General features: G+C 56.0%; 14 protein-coding genes. 8 read left to right on the forward strand and 6 right to left on the reverse strand.

Annotation, left to right across the window (positions count from 1 at the left end):
- Positions 1–126: 126 nt before the first annotated feature.
- Positions 127–1,671, reverse strand: coding sequence for a Na(+)/H(+) antiporter NhaB (nhaB, locus tag ACLGE8_RS10685; RefSeq protein WP_410998405.1), 1,545 nt, complete (start codon positions 1,669–1,671; stop codon positions 127–129).
- 211 nt (positions 1,672–1,882) lie between these two features.
- Here nhaB and fadR point away from each other — a divergent pair, with 211 nt between their 5' ends.
- Positions 1,883–2,602: a fatty acid metabolism transcriptional regulator FadR gene (fadR, locus tag ACLGE8_RS10690; protein ID WP_185667684.1), complete on the forward strand. Its 720-nt coding sequence runs from the start codon at positions 1,883–1,885 to the stop codon at positions 2,600–2,602.
- A gap of 167 nt (positions 2,603–2,769) precedes the next feature.
- Here the strand turns inward: fadR and ACLGE8_RS10695 are convergent, their stop codons facing one another.
- Complete coding sequence (locus tag ACLGE8_RS10695; RefSeq protein ID WP_410998406.1) at positions 2,770–4,302, reverse strand: SpoVR family protein; 1,533 nt, start codon at positions 4,300–4,302, stop codon at positions 2,770–2,772.
- Positions 4,303–4,622: 320 nt separating this feature from the next.
- Here ACLGE8_RS10695 and ACLGE8_RS10700 point away from each other — a divergent pair, with 320 nt between their 5' ends.
- Positions 4,623–5,921, forward strand: a complete 1,299-nt coding sequence (locus ACLGE8_RS10700; RefSeq protein ID WP_333497464.1) for a D-amino acid dehydrogenase — start codon at positions 4,623–4,625, stop codon at positions 5,919–5,921.
- A gap of 9 nt (positions 5,922–5,930) precedes the next feature.
- On the forward strand, positions 5,931–7,001 hold the full coding sequence (dadX, locus tag ACLGE8_RS10705; RefSeq protein WP_410998407.1) for a catabolic alanine racemase DadX: 1,071 nt from the start codon (positions 5,931–5,933) through the stop codon (positions 6,999–7,001).
- Positions 7,002–7,100: 99 nt separating this feature from the next.
- Here the strand turns inward: dadX and ACLGE8_RS10710 are convergent, their stop codons facing one another.
- Together ACLGE8_RS10710 and ldcA are read right to left on the reverse strand one after the other, a co-directional pair.
- Positions 7,101–8,834 carry a potassium/proton antiporter gene (locus ACLGE8_RS10710; RefSeq protein WP_410998408.1) on the reverse strand — a complete coding sequence of 578 codons (1,734 nt, stop codon included), beginning with the start codon at positions 8,832–8,834 and terminating at the stop codon, positions 7,101–7,103.
- Positions 8,835–8,929: 95 nt separating this feature from the next.
- Positions 8,930–9,844: a muramoyltetrapeptide carboxypeptidase gene (gene ldcA / locus ACLGE8_RS10715; protein WP_410998409.1), complete on the reverse strand. Its 915-nt coding sequence runs from the start codon at positions 9,842–9,844 to the stop codon at positions 8,930–8,932.
- Between the two features lie 93 nt (positions 9,845–9,937).
- On the opposite strand from ldcA, the gene emtA reads away from it, so the two are divergent.
- Complete coding sequence (emtA, locus tag ACLGE8_RS10720; protein ID WP_185667690.1) at positions 9,938–10,549, forward strand: membrane-bound lytic murein transglycosylase EmtA; 612 nt, start codon at positions 9,938–9,940, stop codon at positions 10,547–10,549.
- Here the strand turns inward: emtA and ACLGE8_RS10725 are convergent, their stop codons facing one another.
- Positions 10,550–11,281, reverse strand: coding sequence for a flagellar brake protein (locus tag ACLGE8_RS10725; protein WP_410998410.1), 732 nt, complete (start codon positions 11,279–11,281; stop codon positions 10,550–10,552). It abuts the gene before it with no gap.
- Between the two features lie 298 nt (positions 11,282–11,579).
- On the opposite strand from ACLGE8_RS10725, the gene ACLGE8_RS10730 reads away from it, so the two are divergent.
- Together ACLGE8_RS10730 and ACLGE8_RS10735 are read left to right on the forward strand one after the other, a co-directional pair.
- A complete protein-coding gene (locus ACLGE8_RS10730) occupies positions 11,580–11,834 on the forward strand; it encodes a GlsB/YeaQ/YmgE family stress response membrane protein (RefSeq protein ID WP_035893566.1) in 255 nt (84 codons plus the stop codon).
- A 150-nt stretch (positions 11,835–11,984) separates the two neighbouring features.
- The gene (locus ACLGE8_RS10735) at positions 11,985–14,099 is read left to right on the forward strand and encodes a TonB-dependent siderophore receptor (RefSeq protein ID WP_410998411.1); all 2,115 of its coding nucleotides are present in this window, start codon (positions 11,985–11,987) and stop codon (positions 14,097–14,099) included.
- A gap of 162 nt (positions 14,100–14,261) precedes the next feature.
- Here ACLGE8_RS10735 and hpaX read toward each other — a convergent pair whose 3' ends face one another.
- Entirely contained in the window at positions 14,262–15,674 is a 1,413-nt protein-coding gene (gene hpaX / locus ACLGE8_RS10740; RefSeq protein WP_410998412.1) for a 4-hydroxyphenylacetate permease, read from the reverse strand.
- A 257-nt stretch (positions 15,675–15,931) separates the two neighbouring features.
- Between hpaX and ACLGE8_RS10745 the strand changes: the two genes are divergently transcribed.
- Together ACLGE8_RS10745 and ACLGE8_RS10750 are read left to right on the forward strand one after the other, a co-directional pair.
- Positions 15,932–16,393, forward strand: a complete 462-nt coding sequence (locus ACLGE8_RS10745) for a MarR family winged helix-turn-helix transcriptional regulator (RefSeq protein ID WP_410998413.1) — start codon at positions 15,932–15,934, stop codon at positions 16,391–16,393.
- A gap of 334 nt (positions 16,394–16,727) precedes the next feature.
- On the forward strand, positions 16,728–17,852 hold the full coding sequence (locus tag ACLGE8_RS10750; protein WP_410998414.1) for an amidase: 1,125 nt from the start codon (positions 16,728–16,730) through the stop codon (positions 17,850–17,852).
- The last annotated feature ends 7 nt before the right edge of the window (positions 17,853–17,859 follow it).

The following is a 17,859-nucleotide window of genomic DNA, read 5'->3' on the forward strand; positions in this document are numbered from 1 at the left end:
CTTTGAAAGCGCAGTGTAAACGAAAACGATAGCCGTGCCATCGGGTGATACGCAATTATTCGTAAATAGCGATTCAACGCTCGAACAAAAGTTGTCGGCATTGAATCGCTGAGTCGTTATTAATAGCTATTGAGGTAAAACTAAAAGCCCATTACTCATCATCCAGTCTACCGCCGGTTGCAGCGTAAACTCGACGCACAGCAGGCCAATAAGCGTCAGGACTAACGTATAAGGCAGCGCCATCCACACCATTCTCCCGTAGGAGAGGCGAATCAGCGGCGCCAGCGCCGAGGTGAGCAGGAACAGGAAGGCCGCCTGGCCGTTTGGCGTCGCCACCGACGGCAGGTTGGTGCCGGTGTTGATGGCCACCGCCAGCAGTTCAAACTGCGGCAGGCTGATAGCCCCGTTATCCAGCGCGGCTTTCGCCTCGTTGATATAAACGGTGCCGACAAACACGTTATCGGAGATGGACGACAGCACACCGTTAAAGATGTAGAACAGCGAACGTTGAGCGTGCGGCGACGCTTGCAGTACGAAGTCGATAATGGGCGCAAAGAGATGCTGGTCGATAATCACCGCCACCACGGCAAAAAAGACCGTAAGCAGGGCGGTAAACGGCAGCGCTTCGGTAAAGGCTTTGCCAATGGCATGTTCATCGGTGATGCCGGTAAATGCGGTAGCGAAGATAATCACCGACAGGCCAATCAGCCCCACCTCAGCCAGATGCAGCGCCAGCGCCAGCACCAGCCAGACGCCGATGATGCCCTGGACAATCAGCCGCATTTTCTCCTGTGGCGTGCGTTGCTGGCGACTGCGCTCGTCGAAATCATGCAGAATTTTACGTACCGGGTCGGGCAACTCAGCGCCATAGCCGAAGACTTTGTACTTCTCGAGCAGCCAGCAGGTCAGCAGGCCACAGATAAACACCGGTAGGGTGACCGGCGACATGCGCAGGAAGAACTCGCCGAAATGCCAGCCGGCGACTTTAGCAATAATCAGATTTTGTGGCTCGCCGACCATCGTCATCACGCCGCCGAGCGCGGTTCCGACGCCGGCGTGCATCATCAGGCTGCGCAGGAAGGCGCGGAACTGCTCCAGCACCACGCGATTGTGTTTGTCGATATGACTATCGTCGAGCAGATCGTCATCGTCAGGGCGCGACGACACCACCCGATGGTAGATGCTGTAAAAGCCCACCGCCACGCTGATAATCACGGCTACGACCGTTAGCGCATCAAGGAACGCCGAGAGGAAGGCGGCGGCCACGCAGAATGCTATTGATAAAAGCCGTTTGCTGCGGATAGTGAGCAAAAGACGAGTGAAGATAAACAGCAATAGCTGCTTCATAAAGTAGATGCCGGCGACCATAAAGATCAGCAGCAGCAGCACTTCAAGGTTGGCGGCTATCTCATCGCGCACGTGCGCGGGTGAGGTCATGCCTATCAAAACCGACTCAATCGCCAGCAGCCCGCCGGGAATCAGCGGATAGCACTTCAGCGCCATTGCCAAGGTGAAGATAAACTCCACGACCAGCAACCACCCGGCGACAAAGGGATGAATTAAAAAAACCAGCGGATTGATGATTAAGAAAATAATCAGCAGCAGCTTGTACCAGTCCGGTGACTGACCAAGAAAGTTTCGCCACAACGCGCGACCGTAAGAGATTTCCATGACAACCGTCTTCCTCCTGAAAAGATGTCATTTTTTACCATTAAATCAACGTCACTGCCAGACATAGCCTGTTAGGCGGGATTTTATGAGCCAAAAGAAATGTGAAAAATGAAACGGCGATCCCTTTTTAATTCGTTGGCCATGCTATCTGCTCTATGTCGCCTCTGGTATGATGAGTCTAATTGCAACGCTGTGTAATGGAATTATTACTATGGTCATTAAGGCGCAAAGCCCGGCGGGTTTCGCTGAAGAGTATATTGTTGAAAGTATCTGGAATAATCGCTTCCCTCCTGGGTCTATTCTTCCCGCTGAACGTGAACTCTCGGAATTAATTGGTGTGACCCGCACGACCTTACGTGAAGTGTTGCAACGTCTGGCGCGTGATGGATGGTTAACTATCCAGCACGGTAAGCCGACGAAAGTGAATAACTTCTGGGAAACGTCCGGCCTCAATATTCTGGAAACGCTGGCGCGTCTTGATCACGATAGCGTACCGCAGCTGATTGATAATCTGCTGTCCGTGCGCACCAATATCGCGACCATCTACATCCGCACCGCTTTCCGTCAGCACCCTGAAAAATCGCTGGAAGTGCTCGCGAAAACGCGCGAAGTGGAAGATTATGCCGATGCATTTGCCGAACTGGACTACGGCGTGTTCCGTGGCCTGGCGTTTGCTTCCGGTAACCCTATCTATGGGCTGATCCTCAACGGCATGAAAGGTCTGTATACCCGTCTGGGCCGTCATTACTTCTCAAGCCCGGAAGCACGTAGCCTGGCGCTTGGCTTCTATCATGAGCTGGCGAAGCTGTGTGAAGAGGGGGCGCACGATAAGGTGTATGAGACGGTGCGTCGCTACGGTCACGATAGCGGTGAGATCTGGCATCGGATGCAGAAGACATTGCCTGGGGATTTGGCGATCCATAGCCGCTAGTCAGTGCGCTAGTTTCGTTCCCTGTAGGCCGGATAAGCGAAGCGCCATCCGGCACTCTGTGGCACATTGCCGGATGGCGCTTCGCTTATCCGGCCTACAATATCCAACAATATAAAGAGAAAACCCGGAGTCGGCGCTTTGCACCTCGTCCGGGCTACAATACCAGGTTACAGCGCATTTGGCCGCGGTGGGCAGCGCTCCAGCAGCTCCACGCTGCCGTCCGCATTCTGCTGCTCCAGATGCACATCAAACCCCCACAAACGATGCACATGCTTAAGCACCTCACGACGCCCTTTATCGAGCGGCGCGCGGTTATGCGGCACATAGCGCAGCGTTAGCGAACGGTCGCCGCGCAGATCCACGTTCCACACCTGAATATTCGGCTCCAGATTGCTGAGGTTGTACTGGGACGAAAGCTGCGAACGAATCTCCCGATACCCCTCCTCATTATGAATCGCCGAAATCTCCAGATAGTTATTACGATCGTCATCCAGCACCGTAAACAGGCGGAAATCACGCATAATTTTCGGTGACAGGAACTGGCTGATAAAGCTCTCGTCTTTAAAATCACGCATCGCGAAGTGCAGGGTGGTCAGCCAATCTGAGCCTGCGATATCCGGGAACCAATATTTATCCTCTTCCGTCGGATTCTGGCAGATGCGCTTAATATCCTGGAACATGGCAAAGCCCAATGCATACGGGTTAATTCCGCTGTACCACGGGCTGTTGTACGGCGGCTGATACACCACGTTGGTGTGGCTGTGCAGGAACTCGAGCATAAAGCGCTCGGTCACTTTCCCCTCATCATAAAGATGGTTGAGGATGGTGTAGTGCCAGAAGGTGGCCCAGCCTTCGTTCATCACCTGGGTCTGCTTCTGCGGATAAAAATACTGGCTGACCTTGCGCACGATGCGCAGGATCTCACGCTGCCACGGTTCCAGCAGCGGGGCATTTTTCTCCATAAAATAGAGCAGGTTTTCCTGCGGTTCGGACGGATAGCGGTGGGCCGACTCGATGGCTTTCTCTTCATCGCGCTTCGGCAGGGTGCGCCACAGCATATTCACCTGGCTTTGCAGATACTCTTCACGGCTCTTCTGCCGCGCTTTCTCTTCCTGCATGGAGATTTTGGATGGCCGTTTGTAGCGGTCCACCCCGTAGTTCATCAGCGCGTGACAGGAGTCGAGCAGGCGCTCTACCTCGTCCACGCCATAGCGCTCTTCGCAGTCGGTAATGTATTTGCGGGCGAACAGCAGATAGTCGACGATGGAGCTGGCATCGGTCCAGCTACGGAACAGATAGTTGTTTTTAAAGAAGGAGTTGTGGCCGTAGCAGGCGTGCGCCATCACCAGCGCCTGCATGGTGACGGTATTCTCTTCCATCAGATAGGCGATACACGGGTTTGAGTTGATGACAATCTCGTAGGCCAGCCCCTGCTGCCCGTGCTTGTAGCCGCGCTCGGTCTCAATAAATTTTTTGCCAAACGACCAGTGGGTGTAGTTAATCGGCATCCCGACGCTGGAGTACGCGTCCATCATCTGCTCGGAGGTGATCACTTCAATCTGGTGCGGGTAGGTGTCTAAACGGTACAGCTTCGCCACCCGGTCGATCTCCGCCAGGTAGGTTTCGAGCAGCGGAAACGTCCAATCGGGTCCATCGCTCAGACGAGTGGTGTCCTTATTCATCGAGTCAATCGTAGCCATTAGCGCGCCCTCATTGTTGGCGACTCTCTCTGTCTGGAGAGCCTCTCTTCAAGAATAGAACACCGCAGAAATTCTGTAACAAGCGCCATTTCTTTTCTTCATGATTTATTCATTTTGATAGCGATTATTTTTCATTTTTGCAGAGTTTTATGCTGACAAAAAATAGCGGGTAGCAGGAGATGTCAAATTCGCCGCTACCCCGCGCGGTGGGCACTCTGTGAGGTAAGTCACCATAAAAAAAGCATATGTTGAATAATATTTTCATCTGGGTTATCAATTTGTAATTAGATGATTGTTCTTTTACTCATTCTGGAGTGGCTATGCACATTGTCATACTGGGAAGTGGCGTGGTTGGCGTAACCAGCGCCTGGTATTTAAGTCAGGCGGGGCATCAGGTTACGGTGATCGACAGGGAAGCCGGTCCGGCGCTGGAAACCAGTGCGGCTAACGCGGGGCAAATTTCACCGGGCTACGCTGCGCCGTGGGCGGCACCCGGCGTGCCGCTGAAGGCGATTAAATGGATGTTCCAGCGCCATGCACCGCTGGCGATCCGTCTGGACGGCACCGGCTTCCAGCTGAAGTGGATGTGGCAGATGCTGCGCAACTGCGACACCCGCCACTACATGGAAAACAAAGGGCGGATGGTCCGCCTCGCCGAGTACAGCCGCGACTGCCTGAAAACGCTGCGTGAAACCACCGGCATCGCCTATGAAGGGCGACAGGGCGGCACGCTGCAGCTATTCCGTACCGAACAACAGTATGAAAATGCCACCCGCGATATCGCGGTGCTGGAAGATGCGGGCGTTCCGTATCAACTGCTGGAGGCCTCGCGCCTGGCGGAGGTTGAACCGGCGCTGGCGGAAGTGGCCCACAAGCTGACCGGCGGCCTGCGTCTCCCTAACGATGAAACCGGCGACTGCCAGCTCTTCACCCAGCGACTGGCGAAAATGGCCGAACAGGCGGGCGTGACGTTCCGCTTTAATACCCCGGTCGACAGCCTGATTCAGGAAGGCGATCGCATTGTCGGCGTGAAGTGTGGTGACGAACTGGTGAAAGCCGATGCCTACGTGATGGCCTTCGGCTCCTACTCAACCGCAATGCTGAAAGGGCTGGTGGATATCCCGGTTTACCCGCTGAAGGGCTACTCGCTGACCATTCCTATCGTCGAGGAGAGCGGTGCGCCGGTGTCGACCATTCTCGACGAAACCTACAAAATCGCCATTACTCGCTTTGATAACCGCATCCGCGTCGGCGGTATGGCGGAAATTGTCGGCTTTAATACCGAACTGCTACAGCCGCGCCGCGAGACGCTGGAGATGGTGGTGGGCGATCTCTTCCCGCGCGGCGGTAAAATTGAAGAGGCCACCTTCTGGACCGGCCTGCGTCCAATGACCCCAGACGGCACACCGGTGGTGGGCAAAACTGCGTTCAAAAATCTGTGGCTCAATACCGGTCACGGCACGCTCGGCTGGACCATGTCCTGCGGTTCCGGTCAGTTGCTGAGTGATTTAATGTCTGGCCGAATGCCGGCTATCCCCTATGATGATCTTAGCGTTGCACGCTATTCGCCGGGCTTTACCCCGGCACATCCTCAGCATTTGCATGGCGCACACCAATAAGGAGAACGCATGTCACGTCCCGTGCTCGCCACGATTGATTTGCAGGCGCTGAAGCAGAATTTGAGCATTGTCCGCCGGGCGGCGGGCGGTGCTCGTGTCTGGTCGGTGGTGAAAGCTAACGCCTACGGCCACGGATTGGAGAGGATCTGGAATGCGCTGCGGGAAACCGACGGCTTTGCGATGCTCAACCTTGAAGAGGCCATTTTGCTGCGTGAGCGTGGCTGGAAAGGGCCGATTCTGCTGCTGGAAGGCTTCTTCCATGCCGATGAGCTGGAGCTGTTTGATAAGTACCGCCTGACCACCAGCGTACACAGCAACTGGCAGATTAAGGCGCTGCAGAACGCGCGCCTGCACGCGCCGATTGATGTCTACCTCAAGGTGAACAGCGGCATGAACCGCCTCGGTTTTGCGCCGGAACGCATCCATACCGTATGGCAACAGCTACGGGGTATCAGCAACGTTAGCACCATGACGCTGATGTCTCACTTTGCCCAGTCGGAACTGACCGACGGTGTAGCGGAGCCAATGCAGCGTATCGAACAGGCTGCTGAAGGGCTGGAGTGCCCGCGCTCGCTTGCCAACTCGGCGGCGACGCTCTGGCACCCGGAGACCCACTTCGACTGGGTGCGGCCAGGGATTGTGCTCTACGGCGCTTCGCCATCCGGGCAGTGGCAGGACATTGCCAATACCGGGCTCAAGCCAGTAATGAGCCTCAGCAGCCAGATCATCGGTATTCAGACCCTGAAGCCGGGTGATGCCGTCGGTTACGGCAGCCGCTATCGCGCCAAAGAGGAGCAGCGTATCGGGATTGTGGCCTGTGGCTATGCCGACGGCTATCCGCGCATTGCCGCCAACGGCACGCCGGTACTGGTGGACGGTATCCGTACCGGCACCGTCGGGGCGATTTCGATGGATATGCTGGCGGTAGATTTAACGCCGTGTCCGCATGCTGGCATTGGTACCGCCGTTGAGCTGTGGGGGCAGGAGATTAAAATTGATGAAGTGGCCGCCAGCGCGGGCACCGTCGGTTACGAGCTGATGTGCGCGCTGGCGCCGCGCGTGCCGGTTGTGACAGTGTAACTTTTATGGCATTGCCCGGTGGCGCTGCGCTTACCGGGCCTACAGGTTCGGCATCGTGATTGTAGGCCGGATAAGCGCAGCGCCATCCGGCACAACACATTACTCCGATTCTTCCTCAGCCACCCGCACGCCGACCTTCAGCACCTGATTTTCCTCTTTCTCCGCTACCGTCCACACCATACCGGCAAACTCCACCTGGTCACCCACGACCGGCGCTGCCCCCAGCAGATGCTCAACGATATCCCCCAGCGACTGCTGGTTATCGCGGAACTCTTCACCGCCGTCGAGGCCATAAATCATTGCCACGTCAGCGAACTTCGCCCCGGCTTCCAGAATAAAGTCACCGAAGAAGCTTTGATCCAGCGCGACCGGCGGCGACTGGCTGAACATTTTACCCAGTGACGGCAGGTCACGTTCGCGGCCAATCACGCACAGAATATCGTTTTCCCGCAGGCGGGTGCTGCCGGTTGGGTGCAGCAGCACGTTATCGCGAAACAGCGCGGCGATCCGCGTTTCCGGCGGCATATGCAGGTCGCGCAGCGCGGCGCCGACGCACCATTTCTCAGCGCTTAGCTGATAAACAAACTGCTCCCACGGATTTTCCGGGTGAATATCCAGCCCGACGCGCGAGATAGGCCAGCCGACCGGTGGCACCACCACTTTGGCTTTTTTCGCCGCCCAGGAGAGCGAAGTGCCCTGTAGCAGCAACGACACCAGCACCACAAAGAAGGCGACGTTAAAGAACAGACGCGCGTTCTCAAGCCCCGCCATCATCGGGAAGACCGCCAGAATGATCGGCACCGCGCCGCGCAGGCCAACCCAGCTGATAAACGTGCGCTCGCGCAGGTTAAAGCCGCGGAACGGCAGCAGCCCGGCGAACACCGACAGCGGACGGGCGATAAAAATCATCCAGATGGAGAGCAGCAGCGCCGGAATGGCGATCGGCAGCAGGTCGGACGGCGTCACCAGCAGCCCCAGCACCAGGAACATGGCGATTTGCGCTAGCCATGCCAGGCCATCGAAGTTTTGCAGAATGCCGAAGCGGTTGCGAATTGGCCGGTTACCGAGCAGGAAGCCGCACAGGTAGACCGCCAGAATACCGCTGCCGTCAAGCGAAGTGGTGACGGCGAAAATCATGATCCCGCCGCTTAGCGCCAGCAGCGGATAAAGCCCGGCGGGCAGGGCGATACGATTGATCATCTGCAGCAGCAGATAGCCGCCAGCGCCGCCAATCAGAATACCCAGACCGAACTGTTGAATAATGTGCACCAGGAACATCCAGCTCAGTCCGCTTTCATGCTGCTGGATCATCTCGATAAGGGTGATGGTCAGAAACACCGCCATCGGGTCGTTACTGCCGGACTCGATCTCAAGGGTTGAACCTACGCGTTCGTTCAGCCCTTTGCCGCCGAGCAGTGAAAACACCGCCGCCGCATCGGTTGAGCCGACAATCGCGCCAATCAGCATCCCTTCCATAAGGTCGAGTTTAAACAGCCACGCCGCCATCATCCCGGTCAACCCGGAGGTAATCAGCACCCCGACGGTCGCCAGCGATAGCGCCGGGCCTAAGGCCACGCGAAAGGAGCTGGCCTGGGTGCGCATCCCGCCGTCAAGCAGGATCACCGCCAGCGCCAGGTTGCTGACCATATAGGCGAAAGGGTAGTTATCGAAGGGGATGCCGCCGATGCCGTCAACGCCCGCCAGCATGCCAATGGCTAAGAAGATAACCAGAATAGGAATACCGAGACGGGAAGAAAATGAGCTTAAGAGAATACTGCAGGTTACTAAGACTGAACCCAAAATAAAGAGACTAATGACTGCCGTGGCGTCCAATGTTCACGCACTCCCCGATAACGTACAAGCTAGTTACAAAACGTTACCATAATTGCGGCGCGAACAGTGGATTAATAAACGGTGATTATTGTTTTTTATTCAACTAATACCGGATGCCCGGTGATGGTGAGCCGTGATTGTCCCGCGGTGTGGCAAAGTTTCGCCTGCGCGCCGAGCGCCAGCGTCACCGTCCGCTGTTCGTGACCAAAGTCGAGGCCGCTGATGACCGGAATCGACAGCCGTGAACGCAGATAGTCGTACATCGATTCAAGCGAGTACCCGGCGTCGTAATCGTTCGGGTTAGCACCGGTAAAACTGCCCAGCACAATCGCGCGCTGACGCGGCAAGATCCCGGCATACAGCAGCTGCAGCAGCATACGTTCAACGCGGAACGGGTGTTCATTAATATCCTCAAGCACCAGAATGCCATCGCGGATCTCCGGCATCCACGGCGTGCCGATAAGCGAGGCAATCATCGCCAGATTGCCGCCCCACAGCGTGCCCGCGGTTTCGCAGTCGGGGCCATCTCCCTGCCATTCCACGCTATAGGTCGGCTGGCGCAGCGCTTTCCAGAAGTGCTGCTCGGTAAAGTCGTTCAGCGTTTGTGCGCCGAAGTTCCCCGCCAGCATCGGGCCGCTAAAGGTGATGACGTTGCCAGCGGCCAGCAGGCCAAACTGAATGGCGGTGAAATCGCTGTGGCCGCAGATCAGCAGCGGATCCTGCTGCTGGCGGGCAACCAGCGCCTGCCAGTCAATGCTGTCCAGCAGACGGCTGGCGCCATAACCGCCGCGCACCGGCATGACGATACGGTTCTTGCCCTTAAGGGTCGCCAGCGCGTTGATATCGTGCAGGCGCTCGGCCTCCACCCCGGCAAAGCGGCGGTCGCGGCGGGTGATAACCTGCTGATTTTCCACCTGATGCCCGGCCTCTTCTAATCGCTTAACCCCGCACTGTGCGGCAGACTGATTGATGCAATAACCGGAAGGGGCGACGAGATGAAACTGAGACATGGCATTTCCTTGCTGATAGTGAAACGAGTATCATGCCGCCTGAGCCCATGGTTGTCATTAACGGCGGCACAGTTCAGCTAAAAGGATAGATGCGTGAAATTGAGATGGTTTGCTTTTTTAATTGTATTACTTGCAGGGTGCAGTTCTAAATCGGATTACCGTAACCCGCCCTGGAATCCCGAAGTGCCGGTGAAACGAGCAATGCAGTGGATGCCTATCAGCGAAAAAGCCGGTGCGGCCTGGGGCGTAAGCCCACGCCTGATAACCGCGATTATCGCCGTGGAGTCTGGCGGTAACCCGTCGCTTGTCAGTAAATCGAACGCAGTGGGTCTGATGCAGCTGAAAGCCTCCACCTCGGGTCTGGACGTATACCGCTACATGGGCTGGAGCGGGCAACCGTCAACCAGCGAGCTGAAAAACCCGGAACGCAATATCTCAATGGGTGCCGCTTATCTGAGCATTCTGGAACATGGTTCGCTGGCTGGGATCACCGACCCGGAAGTGATGCAGTACGCGCTGGTGGTATCCTATGCCAACGGTGCAGGTGCGCTGCTGCGCACCTTCTCATCGGATCGTAAAAAGGCCATTGCGAAAATTAACGACCTGGATAAGGACGAGTTCTTCGACCACGTAGTGAAGAATCACCCGGCACCGCAGGCACCGCGCTATATCTGGAAGGTGCAGAAAGCGATGGATGCGATGTAATCAGCGGACGTTATTCGCCCGTTCGCGCGCTTCACGCTCCAGCGAAAAGATAATGCGCTGGAGCGAGCGCTCAAGCACCGGATTCATATGCAGAAAACGGAAGCTTAAGCGCGGCGTGACGATAGTTTCATTCTTGCTGTCCACCACCTTGCGTTCGCTGATTGCCAGCAGCTGCGCATCAAAACGAAAACGCCCCCACTGCGCCATATCCAGCTCGATCTCTTTAAGCTCCATGCCTGGAATCAGGTCGCCAGGTGGTGGTGCATCCAGTAGTGCCCCCATGCCGCCAAGCGACAGATCGAACAGCCGGAAGCGAAGCGTGCTTTTATCCGGCAGCGTGGCTTTGCCGAAATAGGGCGGGTGCAGCGGTGCGGGAATACGGAAAAACTCGCGACGCTGAATAAACCAGACCGTCGGCGGGGTAGGCATGACGAAGGCAGGCAGACCTTGATAATCCTCCACCTGCATTTGCGGCACCGTAAACTCTATTTTTGCGCCGTTGGTCTCCGCGACCATGGTCATGTTTTTGGCCGAACGAGCCGCCACGTTGTCCTCATCACGGCTACCGAAATCGATAACCAGACGCTGCTGGCTGACATCAAGAATACGACTAATAAACTGGCGGGACGCCCAGCTAACGCGCAGCGCGGCGTTAGCCTGCTGAAGATCGCGCAGCACGCTTAAAACGGCTAAAGGGTTTTGCTTTAAAAACTGTGTGTTGTGCTCACTCACCTGGAATGGCTCCTGAATGGCAGAGGCTTTATGTTTTATCGGCTTACGAAAATATAACTTCAGCTCCCAAATGAAAAAAATTAACATCTTCGCAGCTTTTGGCTGCCCAAAGCACTTTCGCAGCTTTTGGCTGCCCAAAGCACTTAAGACAGTGCTTACGTCAATATCCGCATTCGTACGTATAAAATATCATCGCCTTGCCAGGTTTTTTAAGAACAATTACCTATACTTGAAGTATTAGCGGCGCAGAATGTCGGCGCTTTTATGGCTGTTTAATGGAACTGAAGAGGTGGGAAAAATGGGTATTATTACCTGGATTATTTTTGGTCTGATTGCCGGTGTTATTGCCAAACTGATTATGCCGGGGCGTGATGGGGGCGGATTTATCCTCACCTGCATCCTGGGGATAGTTGGTGCGGTGGTGGGCGGCTGGTTAGCGACCACGTTTGGCCTTGGCGGTAGCGTCACCGGTTTTAACCTGCACAGCTTCCTGGTTGCCGTCGTCGGTGCCATCGTTGTGCTGGTGGTTTTCCGCCTGATTCGCCGCGAATAATGTCTGTCAACGGCCCCGCAAGGGGCCGTTCTTCGTTTTACCCCCTGCGTCTTTTCCCCCACTTTCCGTCGTTGCCTGCATTTTTATGTTGAACTAAAAACACAAATGATAATAATTATCGTTCTTTATTCGTTTTGAGTTCACCTATAAATGAAAAAAACCGTTTTTCGTCGTTGTACGCTTTCAGGGATGATTGCCGTTGCGCTTTCCACCTCAGCCTGGGCTGATAAAAATGAAACCACGATGATCGTTACCGGGTCGGGCGAGAGTAGTGAACTCCCGGCCTGGACCAACAGCGCCACCAAATCTGCGGTGGCAGAGAGTAAAACGCCGCAGGTGATTAACACCATCAGCCAGCGTGAAATCAGCGAACGTCACGCGACGTCGGTTAACGAAATTCTGCGCTATGCGCCGGGCGTTTCAACGGAATCTCGCGGTAGCACCTCCTACATGAGCGAATACAAAATTCGCGGTTTTACCGTTGATAACGAGTTCTATAACGGCCTGCAGCTGCCTTATAACGTCACCGGCAATACCAAAGCGCGTATTGACCCGCTGCTGATTGAGAGTGTGGATATTCTTAAAGGGCCATCCTCTGTGCTGTATGGCAACGGTTCGCCGGGCGGGCTGGTGAATATTCAGGGCAAAAAGCCGCAGACCACGCCTCGCACTGAGGTGGGTTTTAATACCGGCACTCGCAACCTGAAAGAGGGCTACCTCGACTCTACCGGGCGTATTGCCGATAGCGACTGGAGCTACCGCCTGCTGGGTAAAGCGACGGAGGGCGACGATCAGCCGCACACCACCCGCACCGAGGATTATCTGGTCGCACCGAGCGTCACCTGGCAACCGAGTGATAAAACCCGACTGACCATTGATGCGCTGGCGCAAAATACCCCAAGCCTGACGCCGTCCAACCCGCTGCCGCTCTCTTATCTGCGCTCAAGCTATGCCGATAAGCGCGATTATGCTGGCGACAAATGGAATGGTTTTAAACAGCGTCAGTGGATGGTGGGCTATAGCTTCGAGCACGAATTTGATAGCGGTTGGGGCATTGCCCAGAAGGCGCGTTATTTTGATATCGATACCCACCAGAATAGCATCTACTCGACGGGGAACGCGGACCATCCTGTTTACGAATTGGAGCGTTTTGCCTACACCACCGATGAAGACCTGCATAGCTTCAACATCGATAACCAGCTGACGCGCACCTTCGCCTTCGGTGATTGGCAGCACCACCTGTTGGCCGGGTTCGACTATCAGAAGCTGAACTCGCACTATCACTATCGCTATGCGCCTGCGGCTACGACGCCGGGTATTGATATGCGCAATCCGGATTTCGGACTGGTCAATGAAGATGCGCTGGGGCTTTATACGACACAGAAAAACCGTCTCTCCTACAACCAGAAAGGGTATTACCTTCAGGATCAGGTTGAGTTTGGCGGCCTGAATCTGCTCGCCAGCCTGCGTTACGATGAGTACCAGTCTGCCACCACCGATTATATGAACGACGACCAGAAGACGTGGATTTCTCAGGATAGGGTAACGAAACGACTGGGCGCGCTGTACGCCTTTGATAACGGTATTTCGCCGTTCATCAGTTATTCTGAAGGGTTTAAGCCGGTATCACCGGCGCGTAATCTGACGGCCGATCAGGTGAAACCGACCACCAGTAAACAGGTGGAGGGCGGTGTGAAGTATCTGCTGGCCGACTATGCCACCACCTTTACCGCCTCGGTGTTTAACATCAAGCAGAAAAACGTGCTGAGCCTGGACCCGAGCTGGAACTACCATCAGACGGGGGAGATTGAATCGAACGGTGCGGAGCTGTCGGCCATTAGTCGACCAACCGATAACATCAACCTGATAGCCAACTACGCCTATACGCACGCTATTAATACCGAAGATGAAACCTATCAGGGCAAACGTCCGACGCAGGTTCCGGAGAACGCGTTTAACCTGTGGGGAGATTACACTTTCGATCAAAGTCTGGTGCGCGGGCTGACGGTAGGGGCCGGGGTGCGCTATATCGGGCCAATGGAAATTGCACCGGATAACACCGCAGGCAAACTCGGCGGCACCACCCAGTATGATATGTCGGTGTCTTACGATATGTCGGCGGTGGACAGCAGCCTGGCAGGGCTGATGCTGAAAGCCAGCGCGCAGAACCTGACCAACAAAGAGACGTTGACCTGCTATGACAGCACCAACTGCTGGATTGGCCGTGACAGGACGGTGCAGGTCGGGGCGAGCTACACCTTCTGAGGGTAGGCCGGAAAAGCGTAGCGCCATCCGGCACCGTGCGGTATGGTGCCGGATGGCGGTGAAACGCCTTATCCGGCCTACAAATACCGACTTCCGGGCCTTCCCGGCGTCGCTTCGCTCGTCCGGGCTACGGGATGGTTTCCTGTAGCCCGGACGAGGCGTTTACGCCGACTCCGGGGCGGCACCGACCGTATCGGACTGTCGCTGTGCCGCTTTCATCGGAATAAACGCGATAATCACCGCGCCCAGCACCAGGAACCCGGCGACCATATAGATCCCCGCGTTAAAGCTGCCGGTTACATCCTTCATCAACCCCATCAGCAACGGCCCCAGCGCCGCGCCGGTCATCCCGGTGCCGTTAATCACCGCAATACCCAGCGCGCGGGCGCGCAGAGAAAGCGCACGGTCCGGGGTGGTCCAGAAAATTACCATCGCGGCAAACGCGCCCATTGAGGCCATCACGATCCCGGTAAACTGCAGCTGCGGATAAGGGCTGGTGGCGGTTAGCACCCAGCCTGCGGCGGCGAACAGATACGGCAATAGGGTATGCAGTTTACGTTCATTATGGCGGTCAGAGCGCTTGCTCCACCAGATCATCCCGACAATGGTACAGACCTGAGGAATGGCGCTAAGCAGGCCGATGGTGACGTTGCTGCTTTCGGCGTTAAAGCTGCGCAGAATCAGCGGCGTCCAGACGCTCAGCGCGCTGAGGGTATTGGTCAGGCAGAAGTAGGCCAGCGTGTAGAGCATGATGGTCGGCGTCATCAGCTCGCGCATGACGCTTTTTTGCCCCACCGACGCCGCCTGAATCGCGCTTTGGGTTTGCAGCGCGCTCTGGCGGTCGGCCTCCATCATCTCTTCCAGACAGGCTTTATCGTCATCGGTCAGCCATTTCGCCTTCGACGGGCTGTCATCAAGCCAGAACCAGACCACCAGACCGAGCAGCACGGATGGGAAACCTTCCAGCAGGAACAGCCACTGCCAGCCCTTGAGGTTCAACATGCCGTCCATGTTGAGGATATAACCGGAGGCCAGCGACCCCAGCGCCATGGTGACCGGCATCGCAATCATAAACAGGGCGTTGGCGCGGGCGCGATAGTGCGCCGGGAACCAGTAGGTTAAGTAGTAAAGCAGGCCGGGCAGGAAGCCCGCTTCGGCAATCCCCACTAGCATGCGCAGCGCGTACAGGCTATTTGGCCCGGTAGCGAATAGGGTCGCGGTCGAGGCGATGCCCCAGACAATCATCAGAATGGCAATCCAGCGACGGGCGCCGACGATGGTTAGCATCACGTTGCTGGGAATGCCGCACACCACGTACATCACGTAGAACAGGGTTGTGGCGAGGCCGAACATCGTACTGGTGAGCCCCAGGTCTTTGCCCATGGTCAGGCCGGCAAAGCCGATGTTAATACGGTCGAGGTAAGAAAAGACAAACAGCACGAATAAAAACACGATTAAGCGACGGAAAAGCTTGTTGATGACCGCCTGCTGACGCGGGTTCAGCGGCTGCTGCGCCGGGGGCGGAGTGGCAAGCTCCCCGTCGCGTTTGTGTCCCAGAGAAGGGCTATCGTTCATGAAAAGCTCCACATTGTGTTTATTAGTATGGGTGCCGTGCAGGCTGCTAACGTATAGAAAATAGCCGCTGAAGATGTCAATTTTCCGTAGATAAAATGATACGTAATTGTTATGTGTGTGGCATTTGTGAATCATAATGAGATCTGCGTCGCTTTCATTGAGGCGTCATTATGGTTTGCGGCAAAAAGGGGTCAGGACGGGCGGAAAGACAAAGCGTATAATCATAAAATCTGAAGTTTTTTTGGGTAAGGAAACGCATGGGTCATATAAAAAAAGTATCGGAAGACGCTGTCTTTCATCGCGAAGAGTTTCCGTTCTACTGGATTGTTAACGTCTATGCGCGTTACACCCAAACCGTAGAGGTCGCCCTGAAAAAGATTGGCCTGGATGTCTCCCGTTTTCGCGTGCTGATGATCACCCATCAGTACGGCGAAGCGAGTATTTCGCAAATCTCCGAATACGCGCTGGCGAAAATGCCGACGGTAACCAAAATCGTTGGTCGCCTACGCGACGATGGGCTGGTCACGACCGCCAACAGCGTCCATGACGCCCGCGTGACGGTGGTGATGCTCACCGAAGCCGGCCAGCAGAAAGTGGCGGAAGCCATGCCGCTGGTGGGCAAGATTTTCGACAAAGGCTTTAAGGGAATCAGCGCCAGCCAGGTGGAGAAAATGAACCTGACGCTGTCAAAAGTGCTGGATAATCTTAACGACCTGTAGCCCGCCACACGGCACAATGACAAAATTGTGACTGGTGTAGAAAAATATTATAACTCGCTGTAAATAAACCCTTTTATGACAACCACCGCTGGAGGCCACTCCAGCGGTCATCTCCTCGCTTACGCCGAAATTTGCTATGTAATTCATCAGGCTGTATTAGTAACCCTGCTAATAAAAAGGTTAATGAGTTGTTATATCATCGTAAATTTAACGTGAAAATTTACTTGAATTTTCATCTAAATATTCCATAGTGATTACACGATGGTCAGGGCAAAAAAGCAGCAACGACTGCGCGCCTGAATATGATTCATTTTTTCTGGTTAAGGTGTTAATCATGCAGCCAGTTTGTGAGAGCAATGGGTTTATCGAACGGTTCACCCTCGGTGAGGGCGACCTGAGTTTTGCCGTCAAAGACACGCTGGACGTGGCGGGCTTCCGCACCCAGGCGGGTTGTCCGGCGCTGGCTGATACGCCGGTTGCCGCCCAGCATGCCAGCGTCGTCGCCACGTTATTAGCGAACGCCTGCGTCCTGTCGGGGAAAACCACCCTGCACGAACTGGCGTTTGGCGTTACTGGCATCAACCCCTGGAGCGGCACGCCGGTCAATCCGCGCTTTCCGTCGCTGATTCCCGGCGGTTCCTCCAGCGGCTCGGCTGCCGTAGTGGCGGCGGGCAAGGTCGATTTTGCCCTCGGCACCGACACCGGTGGTTCGGTACGCATGCCGGCGGCCTGCTGCGGTATTCTCGGCCTGAAACCGGGCTACGGCGTATTGAGCCGCCAGGGCGTAATGCCCGCCGCCAGCTCGCTGGACAGCGTGGGCCTGTTTACCCGCGATGCTCATACCCTTCGTCAGGCGCTGAACCGCCTGCACATTGCCGTCGAATCCCCGCTGGATGTGCTGCCAGCCGTCACCTTTATCCCGGCGGCGCTGCCGGAAATCGACGCCGCACTGCTGCGCTTTCTTGCCGAAGCGGGCGTGGAACCCACTCAGGGCGAACTGCCAACGCTTGTTGATGCCCATCTCGCAGGCGTCGCCATTATCAGCCATGAAAACTGGCAGGCCTTTAGCCCGTTGCTGATGGAGGAGTCCGTCTCCCAGGACGTTGCCACCCGCATTCGCGCCGGAGGTTCGGTCACCGCCGAAGCGCTGTCCCAGGCCGAACAGGTGCGCCGCCGCTTTAGCGAGGATGTGGATGCGCTGCTTGCCGACACGCCGCTGCTGGCGCTGGCGACTTTGCCGGAGCTGCCGCCAACCCTTATCGAGGCGAAAGACCCGCTTAGCGTGGTTAACCTGACCCGGTTGGTGAGGCCGTTTAACCTCAGCGGACACCCGGCGCTGACGCTACCTGCAGGCACGCTTGATGGCCGACCGATTGCGCTGCAATTGGTGGCCCGCAAAGGTGCTGAAGGGCTGCTGGTGCAGGCCGCCGAGTGGCTCACGGCCCGAACACGCCGCTAACCACACT

It is taken from the genome of Kluyvera sp. 142486 (genome assembly GCF_046569695.1).
GTDB lineage: Bacteria > Pseudomonadota > Gammaproteobacteria > Enterobacterales > Enterobacteriaceae > Kluyvera.